At 48.4% G+C, this 14,822-nt stretch carries 16 protein-coding genes; 1 reads left to right on the top strand and 15 read right to left on the bottom strand.

Annotated elements, in window-relative coordinates:
- Window positions 1-160: 160 nt before the first annotated feature.
- Entirely contained in the window at window positions 161-1,063 is a 903-nt protein-coding gene (locus AC0VZ8_RS10915; protein ID WP_071223865.1) for an ArsR/SmtB family transcription factor, read from the top strand.
- 238 nt (window positions 1,064-1,301) lie between these two features.
- On the opposite strand, the gene spo0A is transcribed toward AC0VZ8_RS10915, so the two are convergent.
- From spo0A to AC0VZ8_RS10840, 15 genes are all read right to left on the bottom strand, one after another.
- Window positions 1,302-2,105 (bottom strand): sporulation transcription factor Spo0A, encoded by an 804-nt coding sequence (gene spo0A / locus AC0VZ8_RS10910; protein WP_194541876.1) that lies wholly within the window; start codon window positions 2,103-2,105, stop codon window positions 1,302-1,304.
- Between the two features lie 195 nt (window positions 2,106-2,300).
- Window positions 2,301-3,635, bottom strand: coding sequence for a SpoIVB peptidase (gene spoIVB, locus AC0VZ8_RS10905; protein ID WP_475486824.1), 1,335 nt, complete (start codon window positions 3,633-3,635; stop codon window positions 2,301-2,303).
- 100 nt (window positions 3,636-3,735) lie between these two features.
- On the bottom strand, window positions 3,736-5,475 hold the full coding sequence (gene recN, locus AC0VZ8_RS10900; RefSeq protein ID WP_071223862.1) for a DNA repair protein RecN: 1,740 nt from the start codon (window positions 5,473-5,475) through the stop codon (window positions 3,736-3,738).
- A gap of 49 nt (window positions 5,476-5,524) precedes the next feature.
- Entirely contained in the window at window positions 5,525-5,974 is a 450-nt protein-coding gene (gene ahrC, locus AC0VZ8_RS10895; protein ID WP_475486823.1) for a transcriptional regulator AhrC/ArgR, read from the bottom strand.
- 17 nt (window positions 5,975-5,991) lie between these two features.
- Complete coding sequence (locus tag AC0VZ8_RS10890) at window positions 5,992-6,483, bottom strand: hypothetical protein (RefSeq protein ID WP_071223860.1); 492 nt, start codon at window positions 6,481-6,483, stop codon at window positions 5,992-5,994.
- 68 nt (window positions 6,484-6,551) lie between these two features.
- Entirely contained in the window at window positions 6,552-7,424 is an 873-nt protein-coding gene (locus AC0VZ8_RS10885; protein WP_216530922.1) for a TlyA family RNA methyltransferase, read from the bottom strand.
- 19 nt (window positions 7,425-7,443) lie between these two features.
- Window positions 7,444-9,351 (bottom strand): 1-deoxy-D-xylulose-5-phosphate synthase, encoded by a 1,908-nt coding sequence (gene dxs / locus AC0VZ8_RS10880; protein WP_260064015.1) that lies wholly within the window; start codon window positions 9,349-9,351, stop codon window positions 7,444-7,446.
- 108 nt (window positions 9,352-9,459) lie between these two features.
- Window positions 9,460-10,335 (bottom strand): polyprenyl synthetase family protein, encoded by an 876-nt coding sequence (locus tag AC0VZ8_RS10875; RefSeq protein ID WP_397376650.1) that lies wholly within the window; start codon window positions 10,333-10,335, stop codon window positions 9,460-9,462.
- A gap of 22 nt (window positions 10,336-10,357) precedes the next feature.
- Complete coding sequence (gene xseB, locus AC0VZ8_RS10870; protein WP_009591232.1) at window positions 10,358-10,618, bottom strand: exodeoxyribonuclease VII small subunit; 261 nt, start codon at window positions 10,616-10,618, stop codon at window positions 10,358-10,360.
- The gene (gene xseA / locus AC0VZ8_RS10865) at window positions 10,608-11,978 is read right to left on the bottom strand and encodes an exodeoxyribonuclease VII large subunit (protein ID WP_475486822.1); all 1,371 of its coding nucleotides are present in this window, start codon (window positions 11,976-11,978) and stop codon (window positions 10,608-10,610) included. Before xseA ends, xseB begins: the two co-directional genes overlap by 11 nt.
- Before the next feature lies 1 nt (window position 11,979).
- A complete protein-coding gene (gene folD / locus AC0VZ8_RS10860) occupies window positions 11,980-12,840 on the bottom strand; it encodes a bifunctional methylenetetrahydrofolate dehydrogenase/methenyltetrahydrofolate cyclohydrolase FolD (protein WP_475486821.1) in 861 nt (286 codons plus the stop codon).
- A gap of 61 nt (window positions 12,841-12,901) precedes the next feature.
- The gene (gene nusB / locus AC0VZ8_RS10855) at window positions 12,902-13,360 is read right to left on the bottom strand and encodes a transcription antitermination factor NusB (RefSeq protein ID WP_071223855.1); all 459 of its coding nucleotides are present in this window, start codon (window positions 13,358-13,360) and stop codon (window positions 12,902-12,904) included.
- Between the two features lie 176 nt (window positions 13,361-13,536).
- Window positions 13,537-13,770 (bottom strand): DUF2273 domain-containing protein, encoded by a 234-nt coding sequence (locus tag AC0VZ8_RS10850; protein WP_006209372.1) that lies wholly within the window; start codon window positions 13,768-13,770, stop codon window positions 13,537-13,539.
- Between the two features lie 15 nt (window positions 13,771-13,785).
- Window positions 13,786-14,325, bottom strand: coding sequence for an alkaline shock response membrane anchor protein AmaP (amaP, locus tag AC0VZ8_RS10845; protein WP_071223854.1), 540 nt, complete (start codon window positions 14,323-14,325; stop codon window positions 13,786-13,788).
- Window positions 14,326-14,397: 72 nt separating this feature from the next.
- Window positions 14,398-14,811 carry an Asp23/Gls24 family envelope stress response protein gene (locus tag AC0VZ8_RS10840; RefSeq protein ID WP_009591235.1) on the bottom strand — a complete coding sequence of 138 codons (414 nt, stop codon included), beginning with the start codon at window positions 14,809-14,811 and terminating at the stop codon, window positions 14,398-14,400.
- Between the last annotated feature and the right edge of the window lie 11 nt (window positions 14,812-14,822).

Here is a 14,822-nt window from a genome sequence, read left to right as displayed (position 1 = left end):
TTACTTATTTTCCGTTTAATTAACTTTTATATTAATCATTCGATTGAAAATTTGTTGTATTAAATGTTTAGATTTATATACAGGTTAATAAAGCATGTGTTATGATGCATATAAGTTAATGAACTTGGTTTATGAAAAACTTGTTGAAAGAAGTGGTCATATGCAATTGGAAATAGACAAGTCATCGCTTGTGGTTTACGAGGCTTTGGCCAGCGAAGTTCGAATCAAGATTATTCAGCTGCTTTCCAAAAACAAAATGAATATCAAAGATTTGGCGCAAGAACTTCAAATCAGCAGTCCGATTGTGACAAAACATATTAAAAAACTCGAAGATGCAGGCATTATCCGGACAGAAAAGGTTCCGGGAAAATCGGGACAGCAAAAAATCTCGATCCTGAAGGTGGATCATATTGAAATCAACTTCCCGAAAAAGATTTTCCATTCCTTTGCTTCATATGAGGCTTCCGTGCCAATCGGGCATTATACGGACTATGACCTGAAGCCAACCTGCGGCCTTGCTACCGAGAAGGAATTTATCGGGCGGGTTGACGAACCCAAATACTTCATGGATCCCAAACGTATGGATGCAGAAATCCTGTGGTTTACGGAGGGCTTTATCCAATACAACATCGCGAACTTCCTTCAAAAGGATGAAAAGCTGCAGCAGTTCGAAATCAGCTTGGAGATTTCCTCAGAATTTCCTTTTTCCAATGATGTCTGGCCTTCCGACATCACGTTCTCCTTAAACGGGATCGAACTTGGTACGTGGACAAGCCCGGGGGATTTCGCGGATACGAGGGGGAAGTATACGCCTGCATGGTGGCCGCACAACATCAACCAATACGGTCTGCTCAAAACGATACGAATTACAAGCCATGGTACTTATATCGATGGCGACCCGCTCTCAGCTGTCTCCATAGATGATTTGGATGCAACCTGTGATCGCTGGACCTTTCGAATTGAAGTGAAGGAAGATGCAAAGCACGTGGGAGGTGCCACATTATTCGGCAAGAAGTTCGGAAACCACGAGCAGGATATCCAGTTCAAAATGTATTATCTGTGAGGCCAATCGAAGGTAGATAACACCGAAGATTGTTCATCTGTTAAGTCACCTAAATGAAAACAAACCAGCCGGATTAACGGCTGGTTTGTTTTGCTCAAAGTCCATGACAAACATAAAATCACTCCTTCACAGGTTACGACATTGCAACCAATAAAGGAGTGATTTCAATGTTCCGCGCAAGTAGACATTCAGGGCAACCTCTTCATTACCCTAAATCCCTTCCTCAGTCCTTACCCTTTCAAGATACCTTATGCTCAATTCTCAGCTTGTCAGCGACCATCGCGATAAACTCGCTGTTGGTTGGCTTGGATTTGCTGATGTTGATGGTGTAACCGAACAGATGCGAGATGCTGTCGATGTTACCGCGTGTCCAGGCCACTTCGATCGCATGACGGATCGCACGTTCCACGCGGGAAGGCGTTGTTTTGAATTTCTCTGCGATTGCCGGATACAACGTTTTGGTGATCGCACCAAGAATTTCGATATTGTTGTATACCATCGTAATGGCTTCACGCAAATATTGGTAACCCTTGATATGAGCAGGGACACCAATCTCATGGATAATCGAAGTGATATTCGCGTCCAGATTTTTGCCTTTGCCCATGGGAACCACATTCGATTTCATACTTGTAAATGAAGCGCCTGACGAAATGCTGCTGGACGAGCCAACGAGTTGACGAATACGGCTGGCGAGCACCTCCATATCAAACGGCTTCAAAATATAATAGGAAGCCCCCAATTGTACGGCTCGCTGCGTAATATTTTCCTGACCAAATGCCGTAAGCATAATGACTTTCGGCTGCGGAGACAAATTCATATCGCGTAATCGCTCAAGTACGCCAAGGCCGTCCAAATGAGGCATAATAATGTCAAGGATCAGCACATCCGGTACTTTTCCCGATTCCTCAATCATGCTCAGTACTTCTTCGCCGTTATAAGCGATTCCGGAAACCACCATATCTTGTTGATCCGAAATGTATTCACCAAGCAGGTTTGTAAACTCACGGTTGTCGTCTGCCAATAATACCTCGATCTTTTGCAATTCGTGCTCCTCCTTTATCAGATCAGTTGTTATTTTAGAACATTTTCTTGTGTATAAAGTTTTCGACATGCTCATTTAAATTCCTTCTGTCGAAAATTATTTTTCTTTATTTTTTTTTGAAGTTGATTTATAATTAAATATTTTGTTTCAAATTAATCTCTAATTCGTTATTTTACGACAAAAAATCTCAAGGCATTAACCTGCCTTAAGATTTTGAGGAGTTGATTCTGTAGATTGTAGTACGCCGGAGTCCTGAAGCATCCATTCAATAAAGCATCCATACCCCGATTTAGGATCATTAACAAAAACGTGCGTTACCGCTCCAATCAGCTTGCCATCCTGAACGATCGGACTCCCGCTCATGCCTTGTACGATCCCGCCTGTCTTCTTGAGCAGTCTCGGATCGGTAATACGAAGCACAAGCCCTTTCGTTGCGGGAGCATCCTGCTTGGAAACATGAACGATCTCCACTGTAAAGCGTTCAACATCCTGCCCTTCAACGACAGTTAAAATCTCTGCCGGTCCTTCCTTGACCTCATGGGACAAGGCTACGGGAATGGGCTCCTGATACAGACCGTGTTCAGGAAGATTATTCATTTTACCGAAGATGCCAAAATGGGTATTGCGCTCGACATTGCCCAAAATCTTGCCGTCTTTTGTGAAGGTGGCCCGTTTTTCCCCCGGCTCGCCTTCTTCACTTCGACTAATGGATGTAACATTGGACTGAACAATCTGACCGCTTCCGACATCAATGGGTGTTTGAGTATTCATATCGGTGATAACATGGCCTAAAGCTCCGTAAACTTTCTGATGAGGCGCATAGAAAGTTAAGGTTCCAACACCTGCTGCAGAATCACGGATATACAGACCAAGGCGCCAGCTTTGATCTTCTTGATCATACGCCGGACTTAGTTTTGTTGTCATTACTCTGCCGCTCCGCTTAAAGGAGATATCCAATGGCTTATTAGCTTTACCAGCCTTCTCGACGATATCGGCAACCTTAGTCACATCATTAAGCGGCTTTCCATCCATCGTGGTCAGCAAATCCCCAACCTTCAAGCCAGCTGCTTCTCCAGGAGACACTTTAGCACCGTTTTGAACGCGTACCAGATGATGTCCAACGACCAGTATACCGGAGGATTTCACTTTGACACCGATGGTTTGGCCTCCAGGAATGACCTTGAGCTCCGGCATCACCTTCACATGAACTGTCTTCAGAGGAATTTTACCAAATAATTTCAGGGTTACTTCCGCATTTCCGCTTTGCTGGGGGTTCAGCTGCAGTGGATGCTTTAGCGATACTTGAAGTTTTGACTCGCGGGAGCCGTTGAGCTGCAGGACATCCGGGCGATCAACTGAAGCGAGGGCTTGAACAGGCATGGCAACATCAAGGCGGGACTGCTGACCGGAAATCAATCTCAGTTCATTAGGCAATGAAGCAAAAGACTGGACTGGATCAGCAGTTCCAAGGAAACAAAGAAGGAAAGCAAGAACGAAACCGAGCAGTTTTCTCCTGAGGTTGGGCTTCAATGGCTGTCACGCTCCCTTTTTCTTCTTTCGCTTGACGAAAAGGTGGTCGCCAATTGCGTACCTTTAAGTTACCCTGCCCTTAAGGATTTATAACTGTCAATCATTGACCCAGAGCCGTTCTGGAAGCCTTTTGCGCTGCCGCCAGATTGAGCATTTCTTGGGCATGATGAAGTGTCTTTTCAGTGATCTCGACTCCGCCAAGCATTCGTGCAAGCTCTTTTACACGCCCCTCTTCAGTCAGGTTTTCTACTTGCGTCATCGTTCTGGAGGCTTCCAGCTTCTTCTCGATTAAATACTGATGATCCGCCATGCAAGCGACCTGCGGCAAATGCGTTATGGAGAACACCTGACAGGTTTTAGCCAGCAAAAACAGCTTCTCCGCAATCGATTGGGCAGCCCTTCCACTGACTCCTGTGTCGACTTCATCAAAGATTAAGACCGGTATTTGATCATGACGGGCAAATATACTCTTCATCGCCAGCATAATTCTGGACATTTCTCCACCCGAAGCAATTTTGGCAAGCGGACGCAGAGGTTCACCCGGATTGGCGGATATGAGGAATTCGGCCGTATCCATACCTTGTCTGGTCAACCTTACTTTATGTCCTTCATATTCGTAACCGTTAGGATCCAGCTGCAGTTCCATGCGAACCTCAAGCGAGGTGCGTTCCATTTGAAGATCCTTTAGTTCTCCCTCCACTTGCCGTGCTAAATCTTGAGCACATTGCTTGCGGGCAATACTAAGCTCTTTCGCGCTAACCAGCAGCACGCTTAACAACTCGTCACGGCGCTGTTCCAATGCTTGTATAAACTCGTCCTTATTCTCCAGCATATCGGTTTCCTGCTGAATTCTCACGTAGTATTCCAGAATTTGCTCAACATTATCCCCATATTTTCGTCGCAATCCGGAGATCATATCTAAACGAAGTTCAATTTCATTCAGCCGTTCCGGATTGAATTCAATACTGTCGCGATAATCCCTCAGCTGGAAAACCGCATCCTCCAGCTGATAATAAGCGGATTGCAGCTGCTCAACAAGCGGCTTTAACCCCTTCTCATCGTAGCCGGACACATCCTCCAATCTGGATAGGGCACGGCTGACGGATTCCAGTCCCGAAGATCCGTACAATAGGTCGTATGCTCCGGCAACGGAATCCATCATCTTCTCGCTGTGGGACAGCTTGGTTCTTTCTTCGGACAATTCCTCATCCTCACCGGATTTTAGCTCCGCAGCCGCGATCTCCTCGAGCTGAAACCGATACATATCCAGCATTTGATACGCCTTCTGGCTGGTCTCCTGCAGGTCCCTGAGCTCCCGCTCCACTTTGCTGAATTCGCCGTACAATTCTTGATATTTTCGTTTGGCAGGCCCGATGACCTTATCTCCGTATGTGTCCAGAAGACTCATATGCTGCTCTGAACGCAGCAAGCTTTGATGCTCATGCTGGCCATGAATATTGATGAGCTTTTCTCCAACTTCACGCAGCATGCTTAAATTCAACAGCTGTCCGTTAATACGCGACGTGCTTTTCCCTTGAGATGTCAGTTCTCTCCGAATCAATAAATGCTCTTCCGGATCCGCTTCAACACCCAGCTTCTTCAGTGTTTCCCATACGGGATGCTGCGCAGGCAGCTCAAACAGAGCCTCAATCTCCGCTTTGTCGCAGCCATAACGAATCAGCTCAGCCGAGCCGCGGCCGCCGGCAATTAATCCCAGCGCATCGATAATGATGGACTTACCTGCTCCGGTCTCCCCCGTCAGTACGTGAAATCCCGGATAAAAATGCACATCCACGCTTTCTACAACCGCAAGATTCCGAATGGATAGCGTGTTTAACATGTTTCCACCTCCGCTACTGCTTAAAACTGCCAATGTTCACAAATATTTATTACGAAATGAAATTTTTGATTTGGGTAACCACATGTTCTCCGTCATCTTCCGTTCGGCAAATGAGCAATATCGTGTCATCGCCGCAAATGGTCCCCATGATCTGGTTCCACTCCATATTATCGAGCAGCACGGCAACGGAATTGGCTGTTCCAGGCAAGCATTTCATGACGACAAGATTACCGGTACGGTCAATGTAAACAAAATTATCGACAAGCGCTCTTTTGAGCTTCTGTACAGGGTTATAACGCTGATCTGTCGGCATGGAGTATTTATATCGCCCATCATCTGTAGGCACCTTTATGAGCAGCAGTTCTTTGATATCACGTGAAATCGTAGCTTGAGTGACCTGAAAACCTTCCGCACGCAATGCGTCCACAAGCTCATCCTGTGTCTCAATATCCTGGTGGGTAATAATATCCCTGATTTTAATATGGCGTTGTCCCTTCATAAAGAGCCTCCTGAGTATTAACTGTTGTAATCATCCTGACCAATCCATTCTTCGTCCGACCAATCCATGCTTAAACGGTGAATCGACTTCTCGTTCACATCAATGTAGAGCAGACCGGCACATTCGGGATACAGCAGCAAAAACGGCATCAACCGATCGCGAATGCCCGAGCCCGTCCAGTCGACCGGCATCCGTTCCCGTGCCAGCTTCACCATGTACAGCTCGCCACTGTCATCGGATGCAATGTAATCGATAAACAACCGACTCAAGATGGGTCTATGCCCCGTTTCAAATGACAAGTTTATTTTTACTTTACCCCCAACGACGTCGTATCCTTCTTGTTCGAGCATCCCAATCGCTGGGTGATCTGGAATGTGTTCATTTATCGGGATGCCCGGCAGTCGATCCGGTGATGGCGACATTAGCCAACGATTCAGCCTATAACCGATAAGCAAGGCTATGACGACACCAAGCAATATCATTAATAACCAATCATAACGCTCATTCATCCTCTCACCTCGAATTTTGTATTCGCGTATGAGAACATAAATTCCTCTTTTTCAGCAAAAGAAACCCATCATTTCGATGAGTTTCCTGTGAATGTATGAGCCGCTTGCGTTACGACGGTATCAATCCATTGACTCAAATGGACAGGTTCTTGTCCATCTGCCTGAGTCGGTTCTTCCGAGCTTTCAGAAACCTCCGGCTCTAATCGCCAGTGGGCCAGGAATTCTATATTGCCTTCTCCACCCGTAATCGGAGAGAATGTCAGGTTTTTTAATTTGAACCCAATTTCATCCGCAAAAGTCAGCACTTGCGTCAAGACTTCCCTGTGAACCTTCGGATCACGAACCACGCCGGACTTACCCACCTTCTCCCGCCCTGCCTCAAATTGAGGCTTGATCAGAGCAGCTACATCTCCCGGTTTACCCAGGAGCATCTTCAAAGGCGGTAAAATGATGCGAAGGGATATAAACGAAACGTCAATGCTGGCAAAATCAGGCTGAGGGCCATTCAGGTCGTCAGGCGTCATATAGCGGAAATTCGTTCGCTCCATGACACACACGCGTTCATCGTTACGGAGCGACCAATCCAACTGGTTATAACCGACGTCGATCGCATACACATAACTTGCCCCGTGCTGGAGTGCGCAATCCGTGAAGCCGCCAGTCGAAGAGCCGATATCCAGCATCGTGCGCCCCTTCATATCGATGTCGAATGAACGAATCGCTTTCTCAAGCTTTAATCCTCCACGGCTGACATAGGGATGAACCGAGCCTTTGACTTTCAGTTCGGACGTCCTCGGAATTTTCATGCCGGCTTTCTCGATCCGCTCGGTTCCGGCATAGACCAGACCCGCCATAATCGCGGCCTTGGCTTTTTCGCGACTCTCATAATATCCCTGCTCCACGAGCAGGACATCAATTCGTTCTTTCTGAGATGAATCCATATTATACTCCCGATGGTTACTAAGACATAAAACTTCTCTTGCCGAGCCCGGCTGTCCGGGCATTCTTCAAGCTCCGGATCTCCTGACAAACCGATTCCAATGTCAGCCCTACTTCTTCACGCTGCTGCGGTATGCTGCCATGCTCGATAAACCGGTCTTCGATCCCCATTAAAGATACGACCGCGTCATGGATTCCCTGCTCCGCAAAAAACTCCAGAACCGCGCTGCCCATACTTCCCGCTTGCGAAACTTCCTCCAGAACCAGCATGGATGTCCCCGTCTCTGCCAGATTCCGCAGCATGCCTCCATCAAGCGGTTTAAGGAAACGGGCATTTACGACTTCTACCGTAATGCCTTCCCGCTTGAGCTGCTCCGCAGCTTCCTCGGCCAACTGAACCATAGGACCGGATGCCAGAATCGCATATCCTTCGCCAGGACGAACGACTTCCCAAGTCCCGATAGGAATCGGTACCAGCTCGTTGTCCATTGGAACGCCGCGCACATTGTTCCGAGGGTATCGGTAAGCGATAGGTCCCTCATTATAATCGAGCGCTGTTTTCATCATATGACGAAGCTCGTTCTCGTCTTTTGGCATCATAATGACGATATTCGGGATATGACGCATGAAAGCTACATCGTATACCCCTTGATGGGTTTCGCCATCTGCACCAACAAAGCCGGCACGGTCAATCGCAAACATCACGTTGGCGTTATGGCGGCAAATATCATGCACGATTTGGTCGTACGCACGCTGCATAAACGTGGAATACACCGCAAATACAGGCTTCATGCCTTCCATTGCCAATGCTGCGCACAAGGTCGCGGCGTGCTGCTCGGCAATCCCCACATCGATCATACGATCAGGGAATTTCTTGCTGAACGGGATCAAGCCGGAGCCGCTCGGCATCGCCGGCGTAACGGCCACGATACGTTCGTCCTGTTCTCCCAGTTCAATCAGCGTCTGTCCGAATACTTCCGTGTACATCGGATTTCCTACCGCTTTAAGGACTTGGCCGGATTCAATCTTATATGGCGTAATCCCATGCCATTTATGAGAATCGGATTCAGCCGGGCGGTATCCCTTGCCTTTGGTTGTTACGGCATGAATCAGAACGGGTCCATCCACATTGTCGGCCTGCTTTAACGTATCAATCAGTTTGTTCAGATCATGTCCGTCTACTGGGCCCAGATAGGTAAATCCGAGTTCCTCGAATAAAACGCCGGGAACCATCATATATTTAAGGCTGTCCTTCATCTTCTCTGCCGTCTTGGCCAGTTTGCCGCCGATGGCAGGAATTTTCTTCAGGAGCATTTCCACTTCGTCCTTGGCACGAAGATAATAACGATCAGATCGGATCTTGCTTAAGTAGTTATGCATGGCACCCACATTCGGCGCAATCGACATTTCGTTGTCATTCAGGATGACCATCAGCTTTTTCTGCTCATGGCCAATATGATTGAGCGCTTCAAACGCCATACCGCCAGTAAGTGCGCCGTCACCAATCAAGGCGATCACCCGGTTGTTCTCACCTTTCAGATCACGCGCCATCGCCATACCCATTGCGGCAGACAGCGAGGTGCTGCTGTGCCCGGCTTCCCAGACATCATGCTCGCTTTCGGAACGCTTTACGAAGCCGCACAAGCCTTTGTATTTACGGAGGGTATCAAATTTATCCATTCGTCCGGTCAAGATCTTGTGTACATAGGCTTGATGGCCCACGTCAAATATCATCTTGTCACGAGGGCTGTCAAAGCAATAGTGCAAGGCCAGCGTGAGTTCAACCACTCCCAGATTCGGTGCAAGATGGCCACCGGTAACGGACAGCTTTTCGATTAGAAAATGACGGATTTGTCCTGCTAAATCCTCGAGTTCGTCCACCGATAGATGTTTAAGTTGTTCGGGATGTTTGATATTTGGAAGAAGCACGAAGAATCTCCCCGCTTTCCTTGTTTAAGTTTACGTTCTTCAGCTGTTATGAAATCAGCCATTAACAGACATTATATCACAAAAAAACCGTTTGCATGTAAAGCGTGCTTAGTGATCCCGAGCCATCAGGAAATCAGCGATCTCCAGCATTCTGGAGGGATCATTGAAATTCCCTTCGGAAATGACCCGCTTGGCTTCTGCTGTCAGGCGCTCGACTTCACGCCTCGATGCGTCCAAACCGATGAAGTACGGATACGTCACTTTTTCCTGTTTCACATCGCTTTGTACCGGCTTCCCAAGCTTGGACTCATCCCCGACCAGATCCAGGATATCATCTTGAATCTGAAATGCAAGGCCGATATGATGCCCGAAGGTTCGCAAGGATTCAATCTGGGATTCCGAGCACCCGGCAATATGCCCGCCGGCCATCAGCGAGAACATGATCAGATCACTCGTCTTGTGCAGGTGAATATACTCAAGCTGCTCTAACGTCGTTATCCCTTGTTCACCCTCCATATCGGCAACCTGTCCGCCTACCATCCCCCGCGGACCTGCATACTCCGCAAGATCCTCCACAATTGACAGCACGCGCTCAGCTGGAATACCATGCTTTCTGGCAGCCTGGATTACGCTGTAAAAAGCATGCGTCAGCAAGGCATCGCCGGCCAAAATAGCGCTCGCTTCGCCAAAAACCTTATGATTCGTTGGCTTGCCGCGGCGATAATCGTCATCGTCCATCGCTGGAAGATCGTCGTGGATAAGGGAATATGTATGGACCATCTCAACGGCGCAAGCGACTGGAAGCGCGGCATCACGGTTGCCGCCTCCGGCCTCGCATGCCGCAATGACAAGCAGCGGACGCATTCGCTTGCCGCCTGCCATTAAAGAATACGACATGGACTGGCGAAGGGTTTCAGGAACTTTCCAGCCTGGCGGAAAAAGATTTGTTAACTCGCTATCCAGTCTGTCCCAAATCTCATTCATATATTGATGAATCGGAAGTTTGTTATTCACCCAGTTCACCTGTCTCATCCAGCGTCCCGCCAAAAGGCTTACGCTTCAGTTCTCCGCCTTCTTCCACGATCATTTCGATTTTTTGCTCAACCTGCTCCAGCTTTTTGCTGCACATCTGCGACAACTTCATGCCCTGTTGAAATAAATCGATCGCTTTTTCCAGCGGCACATCTCCATCTTCCAACTGCTCTACAATCGTCTCGAGCTGCGCCATCGCTTCTTCAAAGCTGATCTCCAATGTTTCATTCGCCATTCTCTTCATCCTCCTTCATTCCCCACACTTGACACTGCAGCTGTCCGTCGCTGACCCTCACGTTAACCAAATCGCCTAACTGAACATCTTCGATGGATTTCACAAGCTTTTGTTCTGCCTCGTCATACACGAGGCTATATCCTCTGGACATAATTCTCAGCGGACTGAGCGCATCGAGATGCCTCATTTCGGTTTGCAGCTGCGATACCTTGGATTTCATGATCGACTGCATCGCATTCATTAACTGCCGGTTGGCCTGATCTTTTCTTCTCGCGGCAAACTCCGCTTGGGTTCGCGGATTATACCGGATTAGTCCCTGATGCAGTGATTTTTGTCGCTGACGGACCAGGGATAACCGGGATTTGAGGTTGCCCTGCAGCCGCTGGGACAGCATGTCCAACCGTTCGGCATGTTGAAGCATATACCGGCGGGGATGAACCAGAACCGGGGAACGCTGGAGCGAAAATAAACGTTCACGACTCCGCTTAAGACGCTGCTGAAGTCCCTGGTTCAGCTGGCGCTGTCTTTGAACAAGCTGCCCCCTAAGTTCCGCGCTGCTCGGTACCGCAAGTTCAGCGGCGGCCGTCGGCGTTGCGGCTCGTAAATCTGCAACAAAATCGGCGATCGTAAAATCCGTTTCGTGTCCAACGGCCGAAATGACGGGAATATCGGATTGATAAATAGCTCTTGCAACGATCTCCTCATTAAACGCCCACAGCTCTTCCAGTGATCCGCCGCCACGGCCAACGATGAGCACATCAGCCTCAGCCATGTCATTCATCGTCCGAATCGCCTTCACGATCGAAGGAGCAGCCCCTTTGCCTTGAACCAGCACCGGATAAAGAATGGCTCTTGCCTGCGGGTACCGTCTCCGGATCGTAATCATAATATCCCGAACCGCGGCGCCCGTCGGCGAGGTAATAACACCAATTGTCTTGGGATAACGCGGCAAAGGGCGCTTGCGCTCGGCTGCAAACAAGCCCTCTTCCTCCAGCTTCGACTTCAGCTGTTCATAAGCAAGATACAAACTGCCGATCCCGTCGGGCTGCATTTGAACCGCATAGAATTGATATTGACCATCTCGTTCATATACCGACACATTGCCCCGGGCAATGACGCGCGAGCCTTCCTTCGGTATAAAAGGGAGCCTCTGGTTATGAGTCGCAAACATGATCGCACGAATCCGGCTGCCTTCATCCTTTAAGGTAAAGTACATATGTCCGCTGGAGTGATGGGTGAAATTCGAAATTTCACCGCGGATCCATACGTCGGAGAGCCTGGAGTCACCTTCCATTTTCATGCGGATATAACGGTTTAAATCCTTAACGGATAATACTCGTCCTGGATCTGCCGATTTCATATCAGCTCAACCCATTCAGCCTTTTGGCGGCTATCAAGGTATTCTGCATGAGCATCGTGATGGTCATAGGGCCCACGCCTCCAGGAACCGGAGTAATCGGACCGGAAACTTCCTTCACGCTCTCAAAGTCCACGTCCCCGGCAAGCTTCCCGTTCTCCAAACGGTTCATGCCTACATCAATCACGACGGCGCCCGGCTTCACATAACTGGCATCAATCATATTCGCTCTGCCGATTGCAACGACCAGGATATCTGCTTGGCGAGCGATTTCAGCCATATTCCCCGTACGGGAGTGACACATCGTAACGGTGGCGTTCTCGCGCTGGAGGAGAAGTGATACCGGTTTGCCAACGATGTTGGATCTCCCGATTACAACCGCATGCTTGCCTGCAATCTCAATGCCTGTCCTCTTGATCATTTCAATCACGCCGGCAGGCGTGCACGGCAGCAGACTGTCATCGCCTATTACGAGGTTACCCACATTAACTGGATGGAAACCGTCCACGTCCTTTTCCACTGCGATCGCATCAATGACGGCCTTCTCATGGATGTGCTTGGGCAAAGGGAGCTGGACCAAAATTCCGTGAATGGATTCCTGTTCGTTAAGCTTGTCCACGAGCGCCAGCACTTCTTCCTGGCTGGATTCCGCGGAAAGACGGTGTACCTCGGAATAAAAGCCCAGATCCTGACATGCCTTTTCCTTGTTGCGAACGTAAACATGCGAAGCCGGATCATCACCTACAAGTACAACAGCCAAACCAGGACGTACATTCTGCTTGGACAATTGTTCTACTTCTAACGCAATCCCCTTGCGAATTTCTTCAGAAATCTGTTTTCCGCTAATTATCGTTGCTGCTGTCATCCTAATCTCTCCTCCATTATGATTGAATGATGCCGATTCAAGCTTAGCTTAAGCGTACAGATTAAGACTGACGCAGCTTCACCTTGACTTGATCCAGCTCCTGAATCATCCGGCCCAGTACACCGTTGACGAACTTCCCTGATTCCTCGGTTCCGAAATGCTTGGACAACTCAATCGCTTCATTCACAGCTACCTTGCCAGGCACATCTTCACGGGATGTCAGTTCATATACAGCCAGACGCAGGATTTGACGATCCACACGGGAAAGACGACTTACCTGCCAGCCTTTCAAATAATGAGCGAGCAGTTCATCAATCGAATCCTTGGATTCCCATGTTCCATTGACCAATTGCAGCACATACTCCTTCATTAGAACTTCGTCGCCGATGACCCGCTCGGTCTCATTTTCTTCGGCCGCTTCCGAGAGCAGCATCGACACGGCTTCCACACTGTCGACTTCGTTCATCTCCATCTGGTAAAGGCTTTGAACGACAATCTCTCTTGCTACACGTCTTTTCATTTTGTTCCTCCTGTGGACCCTGCTGAATCCATTTTTCTAATTAGTATGATCCATTTGCCGTCAAGACTTGACAACAATTAAAACGCCAAAAAAAAACCTGTGAATATCTCTCTCCGCAAAAAAGGCGCACGACACCTGTCCTCAGCATTTTTTCCGGAGAAAGCATATCACAGGGTTCATTTAAACGGCCGCCAGCGCTCGGAAAGCCATCGTCCCCATTCCTGAAAGTGGAACATGGAACCTTGCTTCAGATCCTTGCGCTTGCCAAATATATAGCCGATAAATACCACTAATGCAAAGAACAGCATATCCCAAAAACCGGATAATAAGTAAATCAGTCCGCACACAAGCCCGCCGGTCACCCCGGCAATTCTTCCTCTGTGACTCTCCCATATTTCTTTCCAAGGCATTGGGGAAGCTCACCTCTATTCCACGCGGCTCTTGAAGCTTGGTGCCTGAACCACGTTAGCAATATATACGGATACGGATGACACGGGTATTCCTGTTGTATCTTTAACAAAGTCGTGCACCTGCTTCTGCACTTCCGTTGTCAGTGTAGGAATGGATTCTTCACCATCAACCACGGCACGAATCGCAATATCAAGACCCGATTGAGATACCTTGATCCGGGATTTCAAATCCTTGACTCCCCGCACGCGCGAAGCCGCCTTCAGGCAGAGATTCTCGATCGTCTCCACAGAGATTTGGATGTCGCCAAATTCCGTGCGCTGATCGATGGAATTCAGGTTCGAGCGATCGCGCCTTACGGAGATGAAGAAGAAACGGATGCTCAGTAAAAACAAAACCGCAGCTACGATAATTCCAGCCCAGAAAAGGCGTTGTTCCTGAACACTCGTCAATTCATACGGAACAGCGCCACTCAACAGGAGGATGGCAACTACGGATATAACACCGATACTTAAGCTGTAGATAAACAGCAAAAGTCTGTCCATGATTTTGGCCACGATTCAGCACAGCCTCCTTAAAAATTAGATGAAACCCTCGACATTGCTGCCCAGGGCTAGCCTCACACTGTTCTATTTCACGCGTTGAGCCAGATCCAATTCTTCCGTCTTCTCCACGGATTTCATGAAGTGAACATCATGAATATGTACATTGACTTCAATTACCGTAAGCCCTGTCATATTCTCAATCGAACGTTTCACGTTGCGCTGGATTTCTCCGGCTACTTCAGGAAGACGATGGCCATACTCCACGATAACGGATACGTCAACAGCAGCTTCCCGTTGTCCAACTTCCACTTTGACACCCTTGGATAAATTCTTGCGTCCGAGCAGTTCGGCAATGCCGCCTGCAAAGCCTCCGCTCATCCCTGCAACCCCACGTACCTCTACCGTAGCAAGTCCAGCGATAACTTCAATAACTTCCGGTGCAATCTGAATCTCACCGATATCTGTACGTTCAAATTCTGTAGGCAATGTTTCCGCCATTGTCTCAACAC

The sequence above is a fragment of the Paenibacillus sp. QJM3NY_38 genome (assembly GCF_056173265.1).
Note: the sequence above shows the minus strand (reverse complement) of the source record. Positions and strands in the feature narration are given on the sequence as shown.

Coding starts and splice junctions, on each gene's coding strand:
- nusB (WP_071223855.1), bottom strand. CDS start 13,360: ATGAAAAGACGTGTAGCAAGAGAGATTGTCGTTCAAAGCCTTTACCAG.
- xseA (WP_475486822.1), bottom strand. CDS start 11,978: ATGAAATCGGCAGATCCAGGACGAGTATTATCCGTTAAGGATTTAAAC.
- xseB (WP_009591232.1), bottom strand. CDS start 10,618: ATGGCGAATGAAACATTGGAGATCAGCTTTGAAGAAGCGATGGCGCAG.
- AC0VZ8_RS10840 (WP_009591235.1), bottom strand. CDS start 14,811: ATGGCGGAAACATTGCCTACAGAATTTGAACGTACAGATATCGGTGAG.
- AC0VZ8_RS10850 (WP_006209372.1), bottom strand. CDS start 13,770: ATGCCTTGGAAAGAAATATGGGAGAGTCACAGAGGAAGAATTGCCGGG.
- AC0VZ8_RS10915 (WP_071223865.1), top strand. CDS start 161: ATGCAATTGGAAATAGACAAGTCATCGCTTGTGGTTTACGAGGCTTTG.
- AC0VZ8_RS10885 (WP_216530922.1), bottom strand. CDS start 7,424: ATGGATTCATCTCAGAAAGAACGAATTGATGTCCTGCTCGTGGAGCAG.
- AC0VZ8_RS10875 (WP_397376650.1), bottom strand. CDS start 10,335: ATGAATGAGATTTGGGACAGACTGGATAGCGAGTTAACAAATCTTTTT.
- ahrC (WP_475486823.1), bottom strand. CDS start 5,974: ATGAAGGGACAACGCCATATTAAAATCAGGGATATTATTACCCACCAG.
- AC0VZ8_RS10890 (WP_071223860.1), bottom strand. CDS start 6,483: ATGAATGAGCGTTATGATTGGTTATTAATGATATTGCTTGGTGTCGTC.
- folD (WP_475486821.1), bottom strand. CDS start 12,840: ATGACAGCAGCAACGATAATTAGCGGAAAACAGATTTCTGAAGAAATT.
- recN (WP_071223862.1), bottom strand. CDS start 5,475: ATGTTAAACACGCTATCCATTCGGAATCTTGCGGTTGTAGAAAGCGTG.